General features: G+C 34.8%; 17 protein-coding genes. 6 read left to right on the top strand and 11 right to left on the bottom strand.

Annotated elements, in window-relative coordinates; translation table 11 throughout:
• Positions 1 to 2 precede the first annotated feature (2 nt).
• Entirely contained in the window at positions 3 to 842 is an 840-nt protein-coding gene (locus tag ACFQ39_RS08530; protein ID WP_377178036.1) for a 1,4-dihydroxy-2-naphthoyl-CoA synthase, read from the bottom strand.
• Positions 843 to 963: 121 nt separating this feature from the next.
• Here ACFQ39_RS08530 and ACFQ39_RS08525 point away from each other — a divergent pair, with 121 nt between their 5' ends.
• A complete protein-coding gene (locus ACFQ39_RS08525; protein ID WP_377178034.1) occupies positions 964 to 2199 on the top strand; it encodes an alpha/beta hydrolase in 1236 nt (411 codons plus the stop codon).
• Positions 2200 to 2228: 29 nt separating this feature from the next.
• Here the strand turns inward: ACFQ39_RS08525 and ACFQ39_RS08520 are convergent, their stop codons facing one another.
• From ACFQ39_RS08520 to ACFQ39_RS08500, 5 genes are all read right to left on the bottom strand, one after another.
• The gene (locus tag ACFQ39_RS08520) at positions 2229 to 2561 is read right to left on the bottom strand and encodes a DUF2853 family protein (RefSeq protein WP_377178032.1); all 333 of its coding nucleotides are present in this window, start codon (positions 2559 to 2561) and stop codon (positions 2229 to 2231) included.
• 73 nt (positions 2562 to 2634) lie between these two features.
• Positions 2635 to 4332: a 2-succinyl-5-enolpyruvyl-6-hydroxy-3-cyclohexene-1-carboxylic-acid synthase gene (gene menD / locus ACFQ39_RS08515; protein ID WP_377178030.1), complete on the bottom strand. Its 1698-nt coding sequence runs from the start codon at positions 4330 to 4332 to the stop codon at positions 2635 to 2637.
• Positions 4333 to 4353: 21 nt separating this feature from the next.
• Positions 4354 to 5322: a chorismate-binding protein gene (locus ACFQ39_RS08510; RefSeq protein ID WP_377178028.1), complete on the bottom strand. Its 969-nt coding sequence runs from the start codon at positions 5320 to 5322 to the stop codon at positions 4354 to 4356.
• Positions 5323 to 5426: 104 nt separating this feature from the next.
• On the bottom strand, positions 5427 to 6299 hold the full coding sequence (locus ACFQ39_RS08505; protein WP_377178026.1) for an alpha/beta fold hydrolase: 873 nt from the start codon (positions 6297 to 6299) through the stop codon (positions 5427 to 5429).
• A complete protein-coding gene (locus tag ACFQ39_RS08500) occupies positions 6300 to 6665 on the bottom strand; it encodes a PaaI family thioesterase (RefSeq protein ID WP_377178025.1) in 366 nt (121 codons plus the stop codon). It abuts the gene before it with no gap.
• A 130-nt stretch (positions 6666 to 6795) separates the two neighbouring features.
• On the opposite strand from ACFQ39_RS08500, the gene ACFQ39_RS08495 reads away from it, so the two are divergent.
• The gene (locus ACFQ39_RS08495; protein ID WP_377179982.1) at positions 6796 to 7305 is read left to right on the top strand and encodes an IS1096 element passenger TnpR family protein; all 510 of its coding nucleotides are present in this window, start codon (positions 6796 to 6798) and stop codon (positions 7303 to 7305) included.
• Between the two features lie 5 nt (positions 7306 to 7310).
• Here ACFQ39_RS08495 and ACFQ39_RS08490 read toward each other — a convergent pair whose 3' ends face one another.
• Positions 7311 to 8372, bottom strand: coding sequence for a hypothetical protein (locus ACFQ39_RS08490; protein WP_377178023.1), 1062 nt, complete (start codon positions 8370 to 8372; stop codon positions 7311 to 7313).
• A 110-nt stretch (positions 8373 to 8482) separates the two neighbouring features.
• Between ACFQ39_RS08490 and ACFQ39_RS08485 the strand changes: the two genes are divergently transcribed.
• From ACFQ39_RS08485 to ACFQ39_RS08470, 4 genes are read left to right on the top strand one after another with little or no spacing between them, the layout of a single operon-like run.
• Complete coding sequence (locus tag ACFQ39_RS08485) at positions 8483 to 9379, top strand: ABC transporter ATP-binding protein (RefSeq protein ID WP_377178021.1); 897 nt, start codon at positions 8483 to 8485, stop codon at positions 9377 to 9379.
• Complete coding sequence (locus ACFQ39_RS08480; RefSeq protein WP_377178019.1) at positions 9379 to 10218, top strand: ABC transporter permease; 840 nt, start codon at positions 9379 to 9381, stop codon at positions 10216 to 10218. The genes ACFQ39_RS08485 and ACFQ39_RS08480 overlap by 1 nt, the downstream gene beginning before the upstream one ends.
• Before the next feature lie 57 nt (positions 10219 to 10275).
• Entirely contained in the window at positions 10276 to 12189 is a 1914-nt protein-coding gene (locus tag ACFQ39_RS08475) for a DUF294 nucleotidyltransferase-like domain-containing protein (RefSeq protein ID WP_377178017.1), read from the top strand.
• A 1-nt stretch (position 12190) separates the two neighbouring features.
• The gene (locus tag ACFQ39_RS08470) at positions 12191 to 12865 is read left to right on the top strand and encodes a 3'-5' exonuclease (RefSeq protein WP_377178015.1); all 675 of its coding nucleotides are present in this window, start codon (positions 12191 to 12193) and stop codon (positions 12863 to 12865) included.
• Positions 12866 to 12874: 9 nt separating this feature from the next.
• Here the strand turns inward: ACFQ39_RS08470 and acs are convergent, their stop codons facing one another.
• From acs to ACFQ39_RS08450, 4 genes are all read right to left on the bottom strand, one after another.
• Positions 12875 to 14785, bottom strand: a complete 1911-nt coding sequence (gene acs, locus ACFQ39_RS08465) for an acetate--CoA ligase (protein WP_377178013.1) — start codon at positions 14783 to 14785, stop codon at positions 12875 to 12877.
• A gap of 119 nt (positions 14786 to 14904) precedes the next feature.
• Positions 14905 to 16683, bottom strand: coding sequence for a sodium:solute symporter family protein (locus ACFQ39_RS08460; protein WP_377178011.1), 1779 nt, complete (start codon positions 16681 to 16683; stop codon positions 14905 to 14907).
• A gap of 24 nt (positions 16684 to 16707) precedes the next feature.
• Positions 16708 to 16968, bottom strand: a complete 261-nt coding sequence (locus tag ACFQ39_RS08455; protein WP_377178009.1) for a DUF4212 domain-containing protein — start codon at positions 16966 to 16968, stop codon at positions 16708 to 16710.
• 9 nt (positions 16969 to 16977) lie between these two features.
• Complete coding sequence (locus ACFQ39_RS08450) at positions 16978 to 18195, bottom strand: hypothetical protein (RefSeq protein WP_377178007.1); 1218 nt, start codon at positions 18193 to 18195, stop codon at positions 16978 to 16980.
• Between the last annotated feature and the right edge of the window lie 63 nt (positions 18196 to 18258).

Below are 18258 nucleotides of genomic sequence, written 5' to 3'. Positions count from 1 at the left end.
AGCTAGGGAATCCATTTGATATTTTTAAAATTTGGTTTCCGCTTTTCAATAAAAGCATTCCTACCCTCCTTGGCTTCTTCTGTCATGTAAACTAACCTCGTTGCTTCACCGGCAAAAACCTGTTGTCCAACCATACCGTCGTCTGTCAAGTTCATAGCAAATTTGAGCATTTTTATAGAAGTTGGAGATTTTTCTAAAATTTCCTGAGCCCATTCATAAGCCGTATTTTCAAGTTCTGCATGTGGGATCACTGCATTGACCATTCCCATTTCCATCGCTTCCTGTGCGGAATAATTTCTCCCTAAAAAGAATATTTCTCTGGCCTTTTTCTGACCCACCATTTTAGCTAAATAGGCAGATCCATATCCGCCATCGAAACTTGTGACATCTGCATCTGTCTGTTTGAATATGGCATGTTCTTTACTGGCTAAAGTGAGGTCGCAAACCACGTGTAAACTGTGGCCACCACCAACGGCCCAACCCGGGACAACAGCTATAACAACCTTTGGCATAAAACGAATCAAACGTTGAACTTCGAGTATGTTTAATCGATGCATACCATCATCTCCAACATAACCCTGATGTCCTCTTGTTTTTTGATCGCCTCCGCTACAAAAAGAATAGACACCATCTTTTGGAGAGGGACCTTCCGCAGAAAGAAGCACAACTCCAATACTTGTATCTTCCTGAGCATCGTAAAAAGCCTGGTATAATTCTGCTGTTGTTTTTGGCCTAAAAGCATTTCTAACTTCTGGTCGGTTAAATGCAATTCTTGCAACTCCACTTGATTTTTTATAGGTTATATCTTCAAATTCTTTAACTGTTTGCCAATTCACTTTCATAAAAGATTTCTTTGAGATAATAATTCAAACAAATTTTCGTTGAATCATTGAGTTTCTGCGACGAAAATAAACATTTTTACGCAAGAAAGATTTAATTTGTACGGTACAAATCAATTGAAACATGAAGAAAATCGCCTTGTTTTTACTTCTGACATGCTTTTTTGCGAAGGGTCAGGAAAACATTTCTATTAAAAAATTCAATTCTGCTCTACTCAACACAGAGCGATACCTGAAAATTTACATCCCTGATTCCTACGAATCTAATCCAAAGAATACCTATCCCGTTGCTATTGTTTTAGATGCAGAGTATCTTTTTGATATCTATGTAGCCAATTCAAAAGTTTTTGCTGCGGAACAAAATGCCCCTGAGCAGATTGTTGTGGGTATCTTTCAAAATCAAGAAGGTGAAAGAGCCAATGATTGTGATTTTAGTGTTGATACAGGTTTACCCACAGAAGAGAGTACAAAATTTTATGGTTTTATTAGGCAAGAACTTATCAATTTTATCGATGACAATTATCGAACGTCACTTTTTAAAACCATTGTTGGAAATACATTAACAGCCAATTTTGCTAACTATTTTTTCTTAGAACCCAATCATATATTCAATGCATATATCTTAATCAATCCGACTACACATGCAAGTATGCCAGAAAAACTTGAAGCGAAGTCGCAAAGCTTATCGGATCAAGTTTTTTATTATTTATGCAACAGCAATAACAACCGAGCAGATAATAAAAAAGAGATTAACAATATCAACAATCTTTTAAAACTTTCTGAGGTAGAGTCTTTTCACTACAAGTTTGAAAATTTTGAAAACGATTCAAAGCCAGCCGTTATTGGGCAGGCGATTCCGAGTGCCATGGACATGATTTTCGCACTATTTTCTTCCATCTCTAAAGAAGAATTTGATGAGCAGATTGCTGATTTATCGCCGCCAGAAGCCATTGCATATTTAGAGAAAAAATATGTCGAAATAGAATATTTGTTTGGTTCAAATATGAAAATTCGAGAATCTGATATATTTAGGGTAGAACCAGTGGTCATTGACAAAGAAAATGGTGATTATTTAGAAGAATTTGGAAAGATGATTTTGAGGTTGTATCCAGAATCTCCTATTGGTGACTATTACATTGGTTTGTATTATGAAACAGGCTATGATTATAAAAAAGCATTGAAATATTATAAAAACGGATATGCCAAAATTGGTTCAGATAATCCGAATGCCGATGCGTATTATGGAAATATTGAAAGGGTACTTGAAAAGCAAAGAGCTCAAAAACTAGGTTTACCGGTTGACGGTGAAAACAACGACGAACCTATTGATGATGGCAATGAAGAGGATCAAGGTAATTAAAAAAAACTCCGCGGATGCGGAGTTTTTGCTTAAAGGGAGTTAATCCCAAATTCTTTACAAAGTAAATAATAGAATGCAGCTCTTCGTTTCAAAGGATTAGATGAACCGAGTGCATCACAAGCTTTCTTTATGGCAGCATCTAAACTAGCACCATCCTTTAAGCCTAATTTTTTGAACAAAAAACTTTCTTTGATTGTTTTTAATTCAGATTCCTGTTCGCAGGAAACCAAAGAAGCGTCACCACCCATGGCTGCAATACCTAAATGCTTTACTATTCCTTCCATCAGCGCTGCATCTGCGTCTATGTTACACTTTTCTTTTAATTGCTTTGTGCTCAATGCAATATATTCTTCTTTACTCATCTTAAAATATTTATGGTTTGTATTAATTTTCTCAAATTTAAGGAATAAACCATATTTTGCCAAAGATGATAGACTACAATTGTTCAAAATATTTTGTTAATACTTGATCATTATGCTCTGTCGGAGTAAAAACCTCCAATAATTTTGGTTTTGCCGATTGATCAAAAAAAGATGTCAACACCTTATTTAAATCAACTTTGTTTTTCGCTACAAGGTATTCCATACCATGCATTTTACACAATTGCTCTGCTGTAAGTTGATGTGGCGTTTCAAAAAAAGATAGGGCTTTTGTATTTTTGGGCCCGGGTAAAATTCTAAAAATTCCCCCACCTCCATTATTGATTAAGACAATTCTAAAACTATTCGGAACATAATTATTCCACAGTGCATTGCTATCATAAAAAAAGCTTATATCACCAGTTATAAACACAGTTTGACCTTTGTAGACCGTGGCTGCACCGACTGCTGTTGAAGTGCTTCCATCAATACCACTAGTTCCTCTATTGCAATAAACCCGAACCGTTTCATTTAGTTGAAAAAGCTGTGCGTAGCGCACAACCGAACTATTTGCCAATTGTAAATGACTGTTGATCGGCAAACTGTCCAGTAAGGTATCAAAAACAGACAAATCAGAATAAGGAACTAAATCCATATAGTTCTGGTGCTTTTGCAATCTTTTGCTTTTTACATCCAACCATGTCTTTTGATAGGTGGAAGTCTTTTGCTTCGTTAAAAAGAAAAACTGACTAAAAAACAATTGTGGCGTAACCTTGAAATGATGATCTAGACAAAAATAAGTGTTCGGCGCATTCCATTTATCGATATGCCAATGATACTCTGGCTTAAACTCTCTAATGAATTGTTTAATTCTTTTTGAGACAACCATGCCACCAAAAGTGAGTAATATTTCCGGTCTCAATTTTTCGAATTCCATCTCATTTAGCGGCGTAATCAACTGGTCTATAGAACAGATCAATTTTTCGTGATGAAGATTAGAGATAGTTTCTGTCATAATCAACACAGAAGGATCTTTTATTAAATGATCAATCTGTTTTTGAATTAATTCATCGGGAAAGCTTGAACCGATTAACACTAATTTTCTATCTGCTTTATTCCAAATATTTGCAAAAACTTGTAATTCTTCAACTTTCAGAGGAGTTTCACCCTGCAGTGGATCATTTGAAATGGGCAAGGATGATGCTAAATCAAAATCGATTAATTTTTCAGTTAATTTATACAACGGCTCATCAAATGGTATATTAATATGAACCGGACCGGATTGTTGAATTACTAAATCCAGAGCCTTTTTAAGTAATCTTTTATTCTCCTTTTCATAAGTAGTCTCATCTAGGCCTTCAAATTCCTTCAAATTTGCAGAAAAAAGAATATGATTGTGAAATACATTTTCTTGCCTTATAGTTTGTCCGTCACCAATATCAATCATTTTTGCCGGCCGATCTGTTGATAGAATGACCAAAGGAATGTGGCTGTAAAATGCTTCAGCAATGGCAGGATAATAATTTAATAATGCAGACCCCGAAGTGCACAATAAGGCCACGGGTTTTTGTTTTTGCTGTGCTATGCCCAAAGCAAAAAAACCAGCAGACCTTTCATCTACAATTTGATAAGTCTCAAAATCTGGATGATTAACAAATCCTATAATGAGCGGGGCATTTCTTGAACCCGGTGATATAACAACATCAGTAATCTGATTAACTAAACAAGTCTGAAGCACTAGTTGTGCCAACTTTTTTTCCGGATATAGAATCATTAAGAAATTTCTTTAAAAAATTTATGACAATACACTGCGCATGGTCATCGTTTTTGCTACAGTTTCCTCCCATTCCTTTTTGGCACTGCTTTTAGAAGTTATACCTCCACCAACATAAATAGCAACCTGTTCTGGAAAAATCTGCATGCACCGCAAATTTACAAAGAGTTCTGCAGAACACTTCCCTGCTCCCATATTTAGTTCACCTAAAAATCCGGAATAAAATTCTCGATCATATCCTTCATATTTATGAAGAAAATCTAAAGCCAAATCCTTAGGTAAACCGCAAACTGCAGGCGTAGGATGAAGTCGTTCAATCAATAGTTTTAGATCATTCATGTCATCCATTTCCCCTCTAATCATCGAACAAATATGCAGTAAACCTCCTGCTTTCGATGTAAAAGGCTGGCTAACAGATGTCACTAGAGATCCCAAAACATCTACAATATAATCTGTTACTAATTGTTGCTCCTCTCTCTCTTTCTCCTGCCATTTTACCCGCATACTTCCTTTAAACTTTTGGGTTCCTGCTAGGGACATGGTTTCAAATAGATTGTTTTCAGTTTTAATTAACTTTTCCGGACTTGCACCCATCCAACAACCAATTTCCGGATGAAACCACAAATAACAAAATGCCGATGGATATTTAAAAATGAGTTTATTAAAAACAGTGAACACCTCTTCTCTTTTAAAATGAACCATCTGTTTTCTCGACAGCACAATCTTGTTACATGCGCTCTCCTTGATGTAATTAATACAATGCTCAACACGACGCTCATAAACTTGTTTATCCGAAAATAATTGCTCTGAAGATACTTTAGAAATGACATCTGTTTCAATGAACTCAATTTCATTTTTCCAATCAAATTCTAAAAAATTTGAATTCTCTGTTGAAAAAAGAACTTTTTTACCATTCACTTCAAATGGCACAAAAACAAATCCGGCTTCATCAAAATTTTCAATTAAATCGAGCTGATCATTATTTTGCAAAAAACAACTCAACTTTTGCTCTAGAGGTTTTTTATATAAAACAAAAGGCAAATTATTTCGAAAGTGTTGTTTCGGTAGTTCTATGAAATTTTCAAAATTCATATCTAGTTTTCATCTATAAAATTGATTATCTCTTTTTTTATCAAATCAAAATTTGTCCATAGCAGAGCATGGCCGGTATCACTTAAGGTTATTAATTTCACTCTTTCATCTCCTAATTTATCCTTTAAAAAAACAGAATTTTGATAAGGAACAATATCATCCTCTATACCATGAATCAATAAAAATGATGCATTATCCAAACCCCAAATATCCTCAAATAAAGGCAGTTCATCAACATGATGCAGCTTTTCTTCCGCAGCATGTTTAAAGACTACAGGAATAAGATTTCTGGTTGGTTTCCAATTATAAAAACCAAGTATCCAAAACATCGGTTCTAATTCACCTTTTAAAGCTGGAGCTAGCAATATTTTCTTTTTTACAGATCCATTCAAAGCAGCAGTAATCGTACCTCCGTAAGAATAACCCACCAAATTTACTTTTTTTAGTGCTTTTGATTTTATTAAATAATGAATTAAAGAAGTTTCCTTTTTAAGGTCGTTTAGAACATCTTGATCCTGAGATTTTCCATAACCCGGTCGATCATAGGTCACCAAATTAAATCGATGATTCAATTCACTATCAGCAAGGTATTTTTTAAAATCTAACGCAGAACCAGGGGAACCGTGTACAAAAAGTAGTGTTTGTTTGGTCGAATCTAACTCTTCATTCATTTGAAGTATTCTGATCTTATATCCATCATAATTTAGGTAAGAAATAAAAACATTGCTGTTTGAAGAATTAAAATCCTCTATTATTTTTTTATCTGATTTTGGTTTAAGAAACTGAAAAACTAGGAACAATGCCACTATGAACAGAACACCAATAGAAATTATAATTCCCTTAATCCAACGTCTTATTCGACCTTTATTTGGCATCTATTTCCGTTTGGGTAGAACAATATTGGTGAGTTTACAAAGGCTGATTAAATCATCTTGTTCGTCAACAATTCGAATCTCCCATAAATGAGTCGTTTTACCTTTATGAATATTTTTGGCTATGGCACGAATAACTCCCTCTTTTTTACTTTTTAAATGATTAGCCGAAATTTCGATGCCACGAACTTCAAAGTTTTCAGCATCTATGGACAACAGAGATGCAAAACTACCCACACTTTCTGCCAAAGCGACACTGGCGCCTCCATGCAACAAACCCATAGGCTGATGAACCCTTGAATTAACCGGCATCGATGCAACCACCTGATTTTCTGATATTTCTATAAACTCAATATCTAATGTCTCCATCAGAGTATTTCGACATTTTTCGTTTATTCTTTTTAAAAGGTTTTCAGATTCCATAGCTTAAATAAAGTGCCTGTAAAAATAAGACTTTTCAAATTAAATGATAATTTTGCAGCTCAATATTACCGTACAAATGAGTTATAAGATTAGAGTCATTTTAGATGCAGAGGAAAATGTAGTTAGAGATATTATTATTTCTAAATCTTTGCTTTTAGAGGATTTACACAACGCCATTACCAACGCTTTTGGATTTAATGGTGCGGAAATGGCATCATTTTATCTAGCAGATAAGGATTGGAATGAGGGTGAAGAATTTCCTCTTTTTGACATGAGTGAAAAGCCTGGACAGATCACTCAAATGAGCGAAATTTCAATTTCTGATGTCATGACAGAGGTTGGTGACAAATTGATCTATGTTTACGATTACTTGAATATGTGGACATTCTTTGTAGAGGTAATGGAAATTACTCAAGATTTTTTAGCCGAGAACTACGCAAAAGTTGCTTTTTCCTTAGGGCACTTGCCACAAAACGCTCCTGAGAAACAATTTGAAGCAGATGATTTTAGCGAATTTGATATGGATGAGGATGAAGATGAGTTAGATGATGATTTTGACCCGGACGGTTTTTCAATCTATGAATAATTTTTCTACTTGATCAAATAAAGGTTTACACTTTCATAGTTTCTTACCACAAAATCAAAAACCACCTGCAGAATTTCTCCCATTGATTTACACTTTTTAAACTCCTTGTCTTTGGTATATTTTACCAAATCCATTTTCAGGTTTTCTATATTCTCATCGGTAGATATTTTATCATTTTTCATGACCGTCATCAAATCTTCGATACGTTCTTTATAACCAATTAATTTTTTCGCCAAAATAGACCTTTCCTCTTTTTTATATTGATCAATAGATTCAGGGCGTAAATGCTTTTGAACCATTTCTACATAGTCAAAATTGTCTTTAAAGAATTGAGGTCGGTATACTTTTAAATTCCCTTCATAACTCTGTTGGTCAAAATCCATCGAACGAATTCTATATTGTACCTGATCAAAATCATAGGTTGGAGCAATGACATAATTATATGCTCTCATATCACCCAACAAGCGCAAAGTGCAGCGTTCATTAAATTTTACAAACTCTTTTGAAAGTCTTTGCATATCTTCTTTGCTGAGCAACTTTAAGTTCTGCTCTATAAAGACATCTCCCGGAATACCAATCACATGTTCTTCTATTAAAGTATCTTTATGCACCAAAAAATTGATGTGATTTGGCGATAAAATATCTTCCAATTCCAAACCGTAAACCCTTGAAGCATCCGCCTTCTTTACATACAAATAGGTGTAATTATCATTCAAAATATTCCTCACCTTAACTCTAAAAGGTTTTGAATTTCCAAAAGTACAGAAGTCAATTTCATCAATACTTAAATAATCAAAATTATCTTCACTACCATCCGCATGAAGAATGGTGTACATTCTTTTTAAACTGAGGTGAATTTCTTCTTGCTCAAAAGTTGGATAGTAAACCCTGATCCAAAGAGTATCATTGCCTTGTTTATCATACACATTGACAGAACCGGCAAAGCGCAATAGATCATCATAAAACACCGGAATTTTAATAATTCTATTGTACTCTGTCAAGTACTGGTATAACTCTGAGGTAATAGGAAATGAGGGTTTTCGTTTTGAAATTAAATTATCTTTCATGCCGTTCTATCTTGGCTTAAATTTACAAACAAAATTTTAGTCGGTTCTTATTTTGTTTTAAGCTTCGTAACAAATTTGATTTTCACTCGTCATATCTAAAAATTCAGCTTTTGGACACGCTCTTGACCATTGAACATTTACACAAAAAATTTGGAAGTTTACATGCGGTAAACGATGTTTCTTTTACCATAAATAAAGGATCTGTCTATGGCATCCTTGGTCCGAATGGAAGTGGGAAATCTACTACGCTCGGGATTATTTTAAATGTTGTGAATAAAACTTCGGGTAACTTTTTTTGGTTTGATGGAAATATATCTACCCATGAAGCACTTAAAAAAGTAGGGGCCATCATAGAAAGACCAAATTTTTACCCGTACATGACTGCTGTCGATAATCTTAAATTAGTCTGTAAAATAAAAAATATTTCTTACGAGAATATTGAAAAAAGACTAGAGCAAGTAAATCTTTTGGAACGAAAAGATAGTAAATTCTCAACTTTTTCTTTGGGAATGAAACAGCGCTTAGCCATAGCATCTGCCCTATTGAATGATCCTGAAATTTTAATTCTAGATGAACCTACCAATGGATTAGACCCAAAGGGAATTCATGAAATTAGACAAATTATACAGCAAATTTCTAAAACAGGTACAACCATCTTATTGGCTTCACATTTATTAGATGAAGTCGAAAAAGTTTGTGATCATGTAATTGTTTTACAGAAAGGGAAAATGCTCTATTCCGGCCCGGTTGATGAAATGGGAATTCATAGTGATACGATTATCATAGAAACTGCTGAAAAAGATGAAAGAGTTTCTAAATTACTATCACAGATCAACGGAGTTTCTAAATTCGAAAAGGATCAAGAAAAATGGGTGCTTGATGTAGATAAAGACATAGAAACAAAATTCATCAATCAATTTTTTATTGATCATGATATTATTTTATCTCATTTGGAAAAAAGAAAAACCAAATTAGAGGAAAAATTCCTTCACTTAACCGACAAATAATGTTCAGATTACTCGATATAGAATTACACAAACTTAAAAAAAGTAGAGCGAGCAAATGGCTTATCATCATTTACTTTGTGCTGTTACTATCTATTGCATTAATCGCTTCGATAAAGTTTGATATTGGCCCTATTCAATTCCACTTGGCAGAACAAGGAATTTTTAATTTTCCATATATCTGGCACTTTAACACCTTTATTGCGGCTTTTTTTAAAGTTTTTTTATTATTGATTATTGTTTCAATGATCTCTAATGAATACAGCAATAAAACGCTCAAACAAAATCTGATAGATGGTTTGAGTAAAAAAGAATTTATTCTGAGTAAATTCTATACAGTCGTATTTCTTTCGGCAATTTCAACCCTATTCGTGTTTGTAATTTCTCTGGTGCTAGGATTAGTTTATTCGGATTATAACGAATTTTCGATCATTTTTTCAGACCTCGAATTCCTATTGGCATATTTTGTAAAACTACTTGGCTTCTTTTCTTTTGGATTATTTCTAGGAATGCTCATCAAAAGATCAGCCTTTGCTGTAGGAACGATGATTATTTGGTTTTTTGCAGAAATCATTTCTTTCAATACCTTAAAGTGGAATATTTTAGATGGTAAAAGTGAATTGGCAGATCAGATTTATCAGTTTGCGCCTCTCATGTCTATGTGGAATTTGATCAATGAACCATTTAGTCGTTTGAATGCAGTAAGAACTTTAGCCGACCAAGTAGGTGAAAATGTTAAATTCGACTACCACGTTCATATCTACGAAATCCTTATTGTTTTGGGTTGGACGTTTATCTTTATTTACGGATCATATTTGTTGTTAAAAAAACGCGATTTATAATTCTGCATACCTCTAATCATCTCATTTTCTTGCTGTTTTTTTGGTAACTTCGTTACAATGAAAAATACAATATCAGAGCGGATTTTTGATTTTATTAAAAATATCCCCCCCTTTTCCTATTTAAAAACTGAGGATATTTTTACTATTTCTGAGCATATTATTGTTTATTATTTCCCGGAAAACCAAATTATTTTTAAACAGAATGATCCTGTTCACGATGTGTTTTATGTCATTAAGGAAGGTGCAATTCTATTAATTGATGAATTAAATCCTATACCTGTTGACCAATGTGACGAGGGAGATATATTTGGGTTAAGGGCAGTGATCAGAAAGAAAAATTATTTGTTAAAAGCAACTGCGTTTGAAGAAAGTATTGTGTATGGTATTCCTTCGACTTATTACGAAGAATTCATTCAACCCAATAAACTTGCTAACAACTATTTGTTGAGCACTTTTGCAGGTAATTTACCTTCGAACTCTTCAAAAGAAGATCATGAACTTTTAGAAAAAGCTCCTTTACTGCAAAATATCAATCCTTATGTTCATCAATTTATTCCAGTCCAATATTCAAAAAACCCTTTGACCTGTTATGCCAATTTAGCCATACGTGAAGCAGCAAAAAAAATGTCTGATTGCAATGTAGGATCTATGATAATTTCTGATAAAAAAAATAAACCTATCGGCATAGTAACAGACAAAGATTTACGTAAAAAAATCGCAACAGGCCTTGTCGATATTAATGAAAGTGTGAATAAAATCATGTCCTCACCAGTGATTACAGTTTCTCCAAATTTGAACCAATCAGAAGCTCAAATTAAGATGCTCTCAAATAAAATCAAGCATTTATGCGTAACTGAAAGTGGCAGTCAAGACGCCCCAATTGTAGGTGTTATCTCTGAACATGACATTTTACTGAATTTGGCAAACAACCCTTTATCAATTCATAAGAGCATCAAAAGAGCAAAATCTGTTTCTGAATTAAAGGAAATTAGAAAAAAAACAAGTTTTTTATTAGAAAATTACATTCAGCAAAAAGTACCGATTGATTTTATAACCTCCATAATTTCTCTGGTGAATGAGGGCATCACTGCAAAAATTATCGACTTTTCAATTGAGGAAATGAGAGAAAAACCTCCCGTTGCTTTCGCTTGGATTTCATTGGGAAGCCAAGGAAGGAGAGAGCAAATTTTACTATCTGATCAGGACAATGCTATTATTTATGCTAATAGGACATCTGAGGAAAATGCAATCAATAAAAATTACTTTTTGTCTTTGGCGAATAAAATTAATATTGGCTTGCATGAAATCGGCTTTGAATATTGTCCTGCAGAAATGATGGCAAACAATCCCAAATGGTGTTTGACTTTAGAAGAATGGAAGGCTAAATTTCATGATTGGATTACACTTCCCGACCAAGAAAAAATGATGCTTTGTACCATATTTTTTGATTTTCAAACCATATATGGCGATGAGAATTTGACCTCAGAGCTCTCAGAAAGTATTCTTAAATCATTAGACGAATATCCAATTTTTTTGAATCATTTTGCGCTGAACGCATTAAAAAATCCTCCGCCTCTCAGTTTTTTTAGACAATTCTTAGTGGAACAATCCGGTGAACACAAAGATCAATTCGATATAAAACTAAAAGCCATTATGCCTTTGGTAGACGCTGCACGAGTGCTAATTTTCTCGAATAAAATCACTGCAATAAATAACACACTTAAAAGATTTGCCCATTTGATAGAATGTGAACCTCAAAATTCAGAAATATATGATCATTGTATGGAGTCTTATACAACCCTACTTTCTTTTAGAGCAATACAAGGTATGATGTATAACAATACCGGCCGGTATATAGATATCCAACAATTGAATAAAGCCGACCGCCTTAAATTAAAGAACTGTTTCAAGGCGATTAGTGAGGTTCAAAAATTAATGCAAACTCGTTTTCAGCTTGCTCAATTGATGTAAGATGATAAAAAATTGGTTTAAAAAACATACATATCCCGAACAATGGAATGATTATAGTAAGACTTTTACATTCTCTCATTCATCTATCATAGACGAAGTGAGTTTCGTAGTGCTCGATACCGAAACAACGGGTCTTCAAATCGCTAAGGACAGAATTCTCTCTCTTGGTGCGGTTAACTTAAAAAATAATAGAATTATCGTCAAAAATGCGCTTGAAATATATGTAAAACAAGAAAAATTTAATCCAGAAACTGTACCAATTCACGGGCTATTGAAAAGCGGTAAAAAGGAAAAAATCGACGAAACTAGTGCTGTTTTTCAATTTTTAGCATTTGTGAAAAATAGCATTATTGTTGGGCACCATATTGGATTTGATATAGCTATGATTAATCAGGCATTACTTAGAATAGGACTGCCTAAATTGAAAAACAAAACGATAGATACAGCTGATCTCATTGAAAAGATGACAGACTACGAAAATTATGGTAAGCCCAAATCTTTGGACGATTTATGTAATCAATATGGAATAAAAATGGATGACCGACATACTGCTTTGGGAGATGCTTATTTAACCGCTATTTTATTTCTAAAAATCATTCAGAAAATAAAAAAAGTAAATCCTTCGGTTGAATTGAAGGACTTACTTTTTAAAAAACCTCGAAGAGGGCTTATATAAAAACATTTTTTAATCGATTTTATTGTCGATTATTTCTTGTACCACTTCCGGATTTAACAATGTACTTGTATCACCTAAGTTTCCTATTTCATCACATGCTATTTTTCTCAAAATTCGACGCATAATTTTACCTGATCTTGTTTTGGGAAGGCCAACGGTGAATTGGATTTTATCCAATTTCGCAATAGGACCGATATGCTCTGTAATGATTTGATTGATTTCCTTTCTCAGGTTGGTATGATCCCTGTATTCTCCAGTTTCCTTTAAAATCACAAATCCATAAAGTGCATTTCCTTTTACATCATGTGGGAATCCAACAATAGCAGATTCGGCCACTGCAGGATGTTCATTTACAGCATCCTCAATAGGAGCGGTGCCTAAATTATGCCCTGATACGATGATAACATCATCTACTCTGCCCGTTATTCTGTAATATCCAACTTCATCGCGTAAAGCACCATCCCCTGTAAAATACATGTTTTCAAAAGCTGAAAAATAAGTTTCTCGATACCTATCATGGTTACCCCAAATTGTTCTCGCCATAGAAGGCCAGGGAAATTTAATACACAACCTTCCATCAACTTGATTACCTGTAATTTCCTTACCGTTTTCATCTAACAATGTTGGTTGAATTCCTGGCATGGGTAAAGTAGCATAGGTAGGCTTCGTTGGTGTAACAAATGGAATCGGCGAAATCATAATTCCACCTGTTTCGGTTTGCCACCAAGTATCCACAATCGGGCATTTTTTCTTGCCAATATTATCATTGTACCAATGCCACGCTTCTTCATTGATGGGTTCGCCAACAGAACCTAAGGTTTTTAATGACGAGAGGTCATATTTTTCAACAAAGTCTACACTTTCCTTTCCTAAAGCTCTGATGGCTGTTGGGGCAGTATAGAACTGAGAAACTTTATGTTTATCGACGATCTCCCAAAAACGACCAAAATCTGGATAACTTGGCACTCCTTCAAACATCACTGTTGTAGCTCCATTCAACAAAGGTCCATAGACAATATAACTGTGTCCTGTAATCCATCCGATATCTGCCGTACACCAAAAAATATCATTCTCTCTGTACTGAAATACATTCTTAAAGGTAAAAGCTGTGTAAACCATATATCCGCCCGTAGTATGCATCATTCCCTTTGGCATACCAGTTGATCCTGAAGTGTATAAAATAAACAACGGATCTTCTGCGTCCATCACTTCAATTTCGCACTCCTCATCAGCTTTGTCTAACAAAGGTTGTAACCATACATCACGACCTTCTTTCATTTCGATTGTTGATTTGATCCTTTTTGCTACCAAAACAGTTTCAACACAAGGAGTTTTAAGAAGCGCCTCGTCGACAATGCTTTTTAGATTAATAGTCTTATTTCCTCTAAACCCACCGTCTGATGTGATGACCATTTTACAAGATGAATCATTAATTCTCGTCGCTAAAGCGGAAGAAGAAAATCCGGCAAAAACTACAGAGTGAATAGCGCCTATTCGGGCACAAGCCAGCACAGAAATGGCCAATTCCGGGATCATAGGTAAATATATACATACCCGATCACCCTTTTTAATACCTTGGCTTTTTAATACATTCGCAAATTTATTGACTCTTTTGTATAGTTCTTTGTAAGATATGTGTTCAGCAGCTTCCTTAGGATCATTAGGTTCAAATAAAATGGCAGTTTTATCTCCGCGAATACGCAAGTGTCTATCAATACAGTTTTCGGTAATATTGAGCTTACCTCCCTCAAACCATTTGACTTCAGGTTTTTTAAAATCCCAAGACAATACATTATCCCAGCGTTTTCGCCATAAAAAATGCTCTTCGGCTACCTCTTCCCAAAAATTCTCAGGATTTCTAATTGACTTTCTATAGACGTGAAAATATTCTTCAAAATTTTTGATGTGATAGTTACTCATAATATAAATTCATTTTTATTCTTCTGTTCAATTTTAAGAAAAGTTTCCCGAAGTTCAACAAATAGTTTTATTTATTCTATGTTCACTAAATATTTTCTTAGAAAAAAAATAAAAAAGATCTATGAATGATGAGTGGCGTCTCCTGCTCCGCTTGGAATTCTTATGTTTTCTACAATTTCCTGTACACTTGCGGGTGGTTTTGCAGTTAAACGGGAAACAACAATAGAAACAAAAACGTTGAAAAGCATAGCAATCGTACCAAAACCTTCTGGTGATGTGCCTAACCACCATTCAGAAGAAGGCCTGGGTTCCATGACACCAACAAGCCCTGTTTTATAACGAATCATATAAAAGAGCATGAATGTAATCCCCACAATCATACCTGCTATCGCCCCTTCTTTATTCATTCGTTTGTCGAAAATACCTAAAATGATCGCTGGAAAAAATGAGGCTGCTGCTAACCCAAATGCCAGTGCCACCACAGCAGCAACAAATCCTGGCGGATAAATACCAAACAAACCTGCTATAATTATCGCAATTAAAATACTGATTCGTGCAGCTAACAATTCATTTTTTTCAGAGATATTGGGGTTAATCTGTTTTTTGATGAGATCATGTGAAATAGAAGTAGAGATTACGAGTAACAAACCTGCGGCAGTAGACAGCGCGGCAGCTAGACCTCCTGCGGCTACAAGGGCTATCACCCAATTGGGCAATTTTGCTATTTCCGGATTGGCCAAGACCATAATATCGCGGTCAACATAAAGTTCATTTTTGTCTTGACTGGGATTACTAATTTCTCTTTCGCCATATTCACCTCTTGTTTCTTTATACAAGGGTTTGGCTCCCTCTAGAGCATTTCCTGCTACATATTGAATTTTTCCGTCTTTGTTTTTATCTGTCCAGGAAATTAAACCTGTATTTTCCCAGTTTTTAAACCAAGCAGGAATATCCTTATAGGACTGATTGTTGACGGTTTCGATTAAATTTGTTCTTGCAAAAACAGCAATTGCTGGTGCGGTTGTATAGAGTATCGCAATAAAAACCAATGCATAACCCGCAGATTTTCTGGCATCTTTTACTTTCGGAACAGTAAAAAATCTCACGATAACATGTGGTAATCCTGCTGTACCTGCCATGAGTGCTAAGGTAATCGCAAAAACATCCCAAGTCGATTTTGTTCCGTTGGTATATTCATTAAAACCCAATTGTGTATGGAGTTTATCCAGATTATCCAACAAATATGCACCATCTTCAATTCGGCTTCCCATTCCTATTTGAGGTATTGGATTTCCCGTCATTTGAATTGAGATGAAGATGGCTGGAACCATAAAAGCAAATATCAATACGCAGTACTGAGCCACTTGCGTGTAGGTGATTCCTTTCATTCCACCTAAAAAAGCAAAGACAAGCACAACTGCCATGCCTATAATAACACCTAAGGAAATATCGACTTGTAAAAATTGAGAAAAAACAATGCCCACACCGCGCATCTGACCAGCGACATAGGTAAAGGAGACAATTAAAGCACAGATGACTGCCACAGTTCTTGCGGTATTTGAATAGTAGCGATCTCCAATAAAATCGGGAACCGTAAATTTACCGAATTTTCTAAGATAAGGGGCTAATAATAAAGCAAGTAACACATATCCTCCTGTCCAACCCATCAAAAAAACCGAGCCATCATAACCCATAAACGAGATCAATCCTGCCATGGAAATAAAAGAAGCTGCACTCATCCAGTCTGCGGCTGTTGCCATACCATTTGCTAAGGGTGAAACACCTCCTCCGGCAACGTAAAACTCCTTCGTAGAACCAGCCCTAGCCCAAATAGCTATTCCAAAATAAATAGCAAAAGTAATACCCACTAAAATCCAAGTCCACAACTGAACACTCATAGTAATTAATTAATAATGAAATGCTTATTCGTTAAATCCGTATTTTTTATCTAGCTTATTCATCAATCTCACATAAACAAAAATCAAGATGACAAAAACATATATTGATCCTTGCTGAGCAAACCAGAATCCTAATTTAAATCCCCCTAAACGAAATTGATCGAGAAAATCCTTAAAAAATATACCGGCACCATAGGAAACAAGAAACCAAATTGATAGCAATATAATTAAGTACCTCAAGTTCTCTTTCCAATAGGCACTTGCCAGTTTTTGCTTTTCATTCATGAATAAATTTTATAATGCGATTTGTGCTTGTAATGTAACAAAATCATTTGAATTTATCCAATCTTCATGAAGGTATTCTAAAGTGAATTTTAAATTTTTCCCGCTGAGTAATGCATTGATACCGATGCCATATTTGTTCCTGTCTTCAGGTGTAGCATCAACTTTATTGATAGCTAGATGGACATAGGGTTGAAAACGCAATTGATGTTCTTTACCAGGAATGAGATAACCCCAATGGGTATAAAACATACTACCAGTAGCATAGGCCAGATATAGATAGTCTCTTCCGTAATCTTGAAATTGCAGAACTGCGTAAGCTGTAAGGGCAGCACCATTTTGCCCAAGAGGTTTGTCGTAAAATACATCTACCGCATAAATATTGACATCTTCCCCGCTATAAAGTCCAGGTTCATCGGATACAACGGATCCATTGGGATGTAAGTAGAATCCTGCTCCTATGTTAAACACTTCTTTACTACCCAAATATGTACCTGTTTTAAAGGCAAGCATACTATTTTCCATTTCTTTAAAACAGTATTCAAAATATCCTCCATATGAAAAACCAGCTTCTTTAGATCCCAAAATCCTTCTTCCTCCATAAACGGCAGGTCCATTTAGTTCTGGCGTTCGATCATCAAGACCATTTTTTTCTACATCATTGATAGATACACGGTAGGTAAATTTTCCAAAATTTCCCTTTGCATAAATACCTAAATGTCTACCAATTTGATCAGACAAACCCAAAGTAGCCCATGATTGTCTGTTGTTATCTAGCGCAAGAGAACTTGTTGCGCTAAAACTGTTCAACCGGGTAATTCCATTAAAAAAATGAAGTCCAGCCCCTATGGAATGTTCTTTATTCAAATTGTATTGCCCATAAAAATCGTGTAACCTGATCTGAGACCCGTCTCCTTCGCCTAGAGGACTTAAATTTTGAGAATTTAAATTATTTAATCCGATTTGTGTCACGATGAGAAAGTCATCATTTATCTTAAAATAACTGTTAAAGCGTGCACGTCTTAAGTTAAATGTAAATTGATTTACATCTTCCGGCACATCGTTGGTATAAATAGTTTGAAATTGCCCCCAGGTCGAAATTCCCATTACTTTTTTACCCTCATCATCTAATTTAAAGACAAATCCCCCTTTATAATCAGGAGACAATTGTGCATGAATTATGTGGGTCAATATAAATAAACTTAAAAAGAAATAGAATTTATGTCTCATTTAAACTAAATTTTGCAATTAAAATTTGCCAAAAGTATTATTTAAAAAAAAAGTAATGACTGA

Source organism: Namhaeicola litoreus, assembly GCF_042679565.1.
GTDB classification, from domain to species: Bacteria; Bacteroidota; Bacteroidia; order Flavobacteriales; family Flavobacteriaceae; genus Namhaeicola; species Namhaeicola litoreus.
The sequence above is the reverse complement of the archived record's forward strand: the minus strand, read 5'-3'. Positions and strand labels throughout refer to the sequence as shown.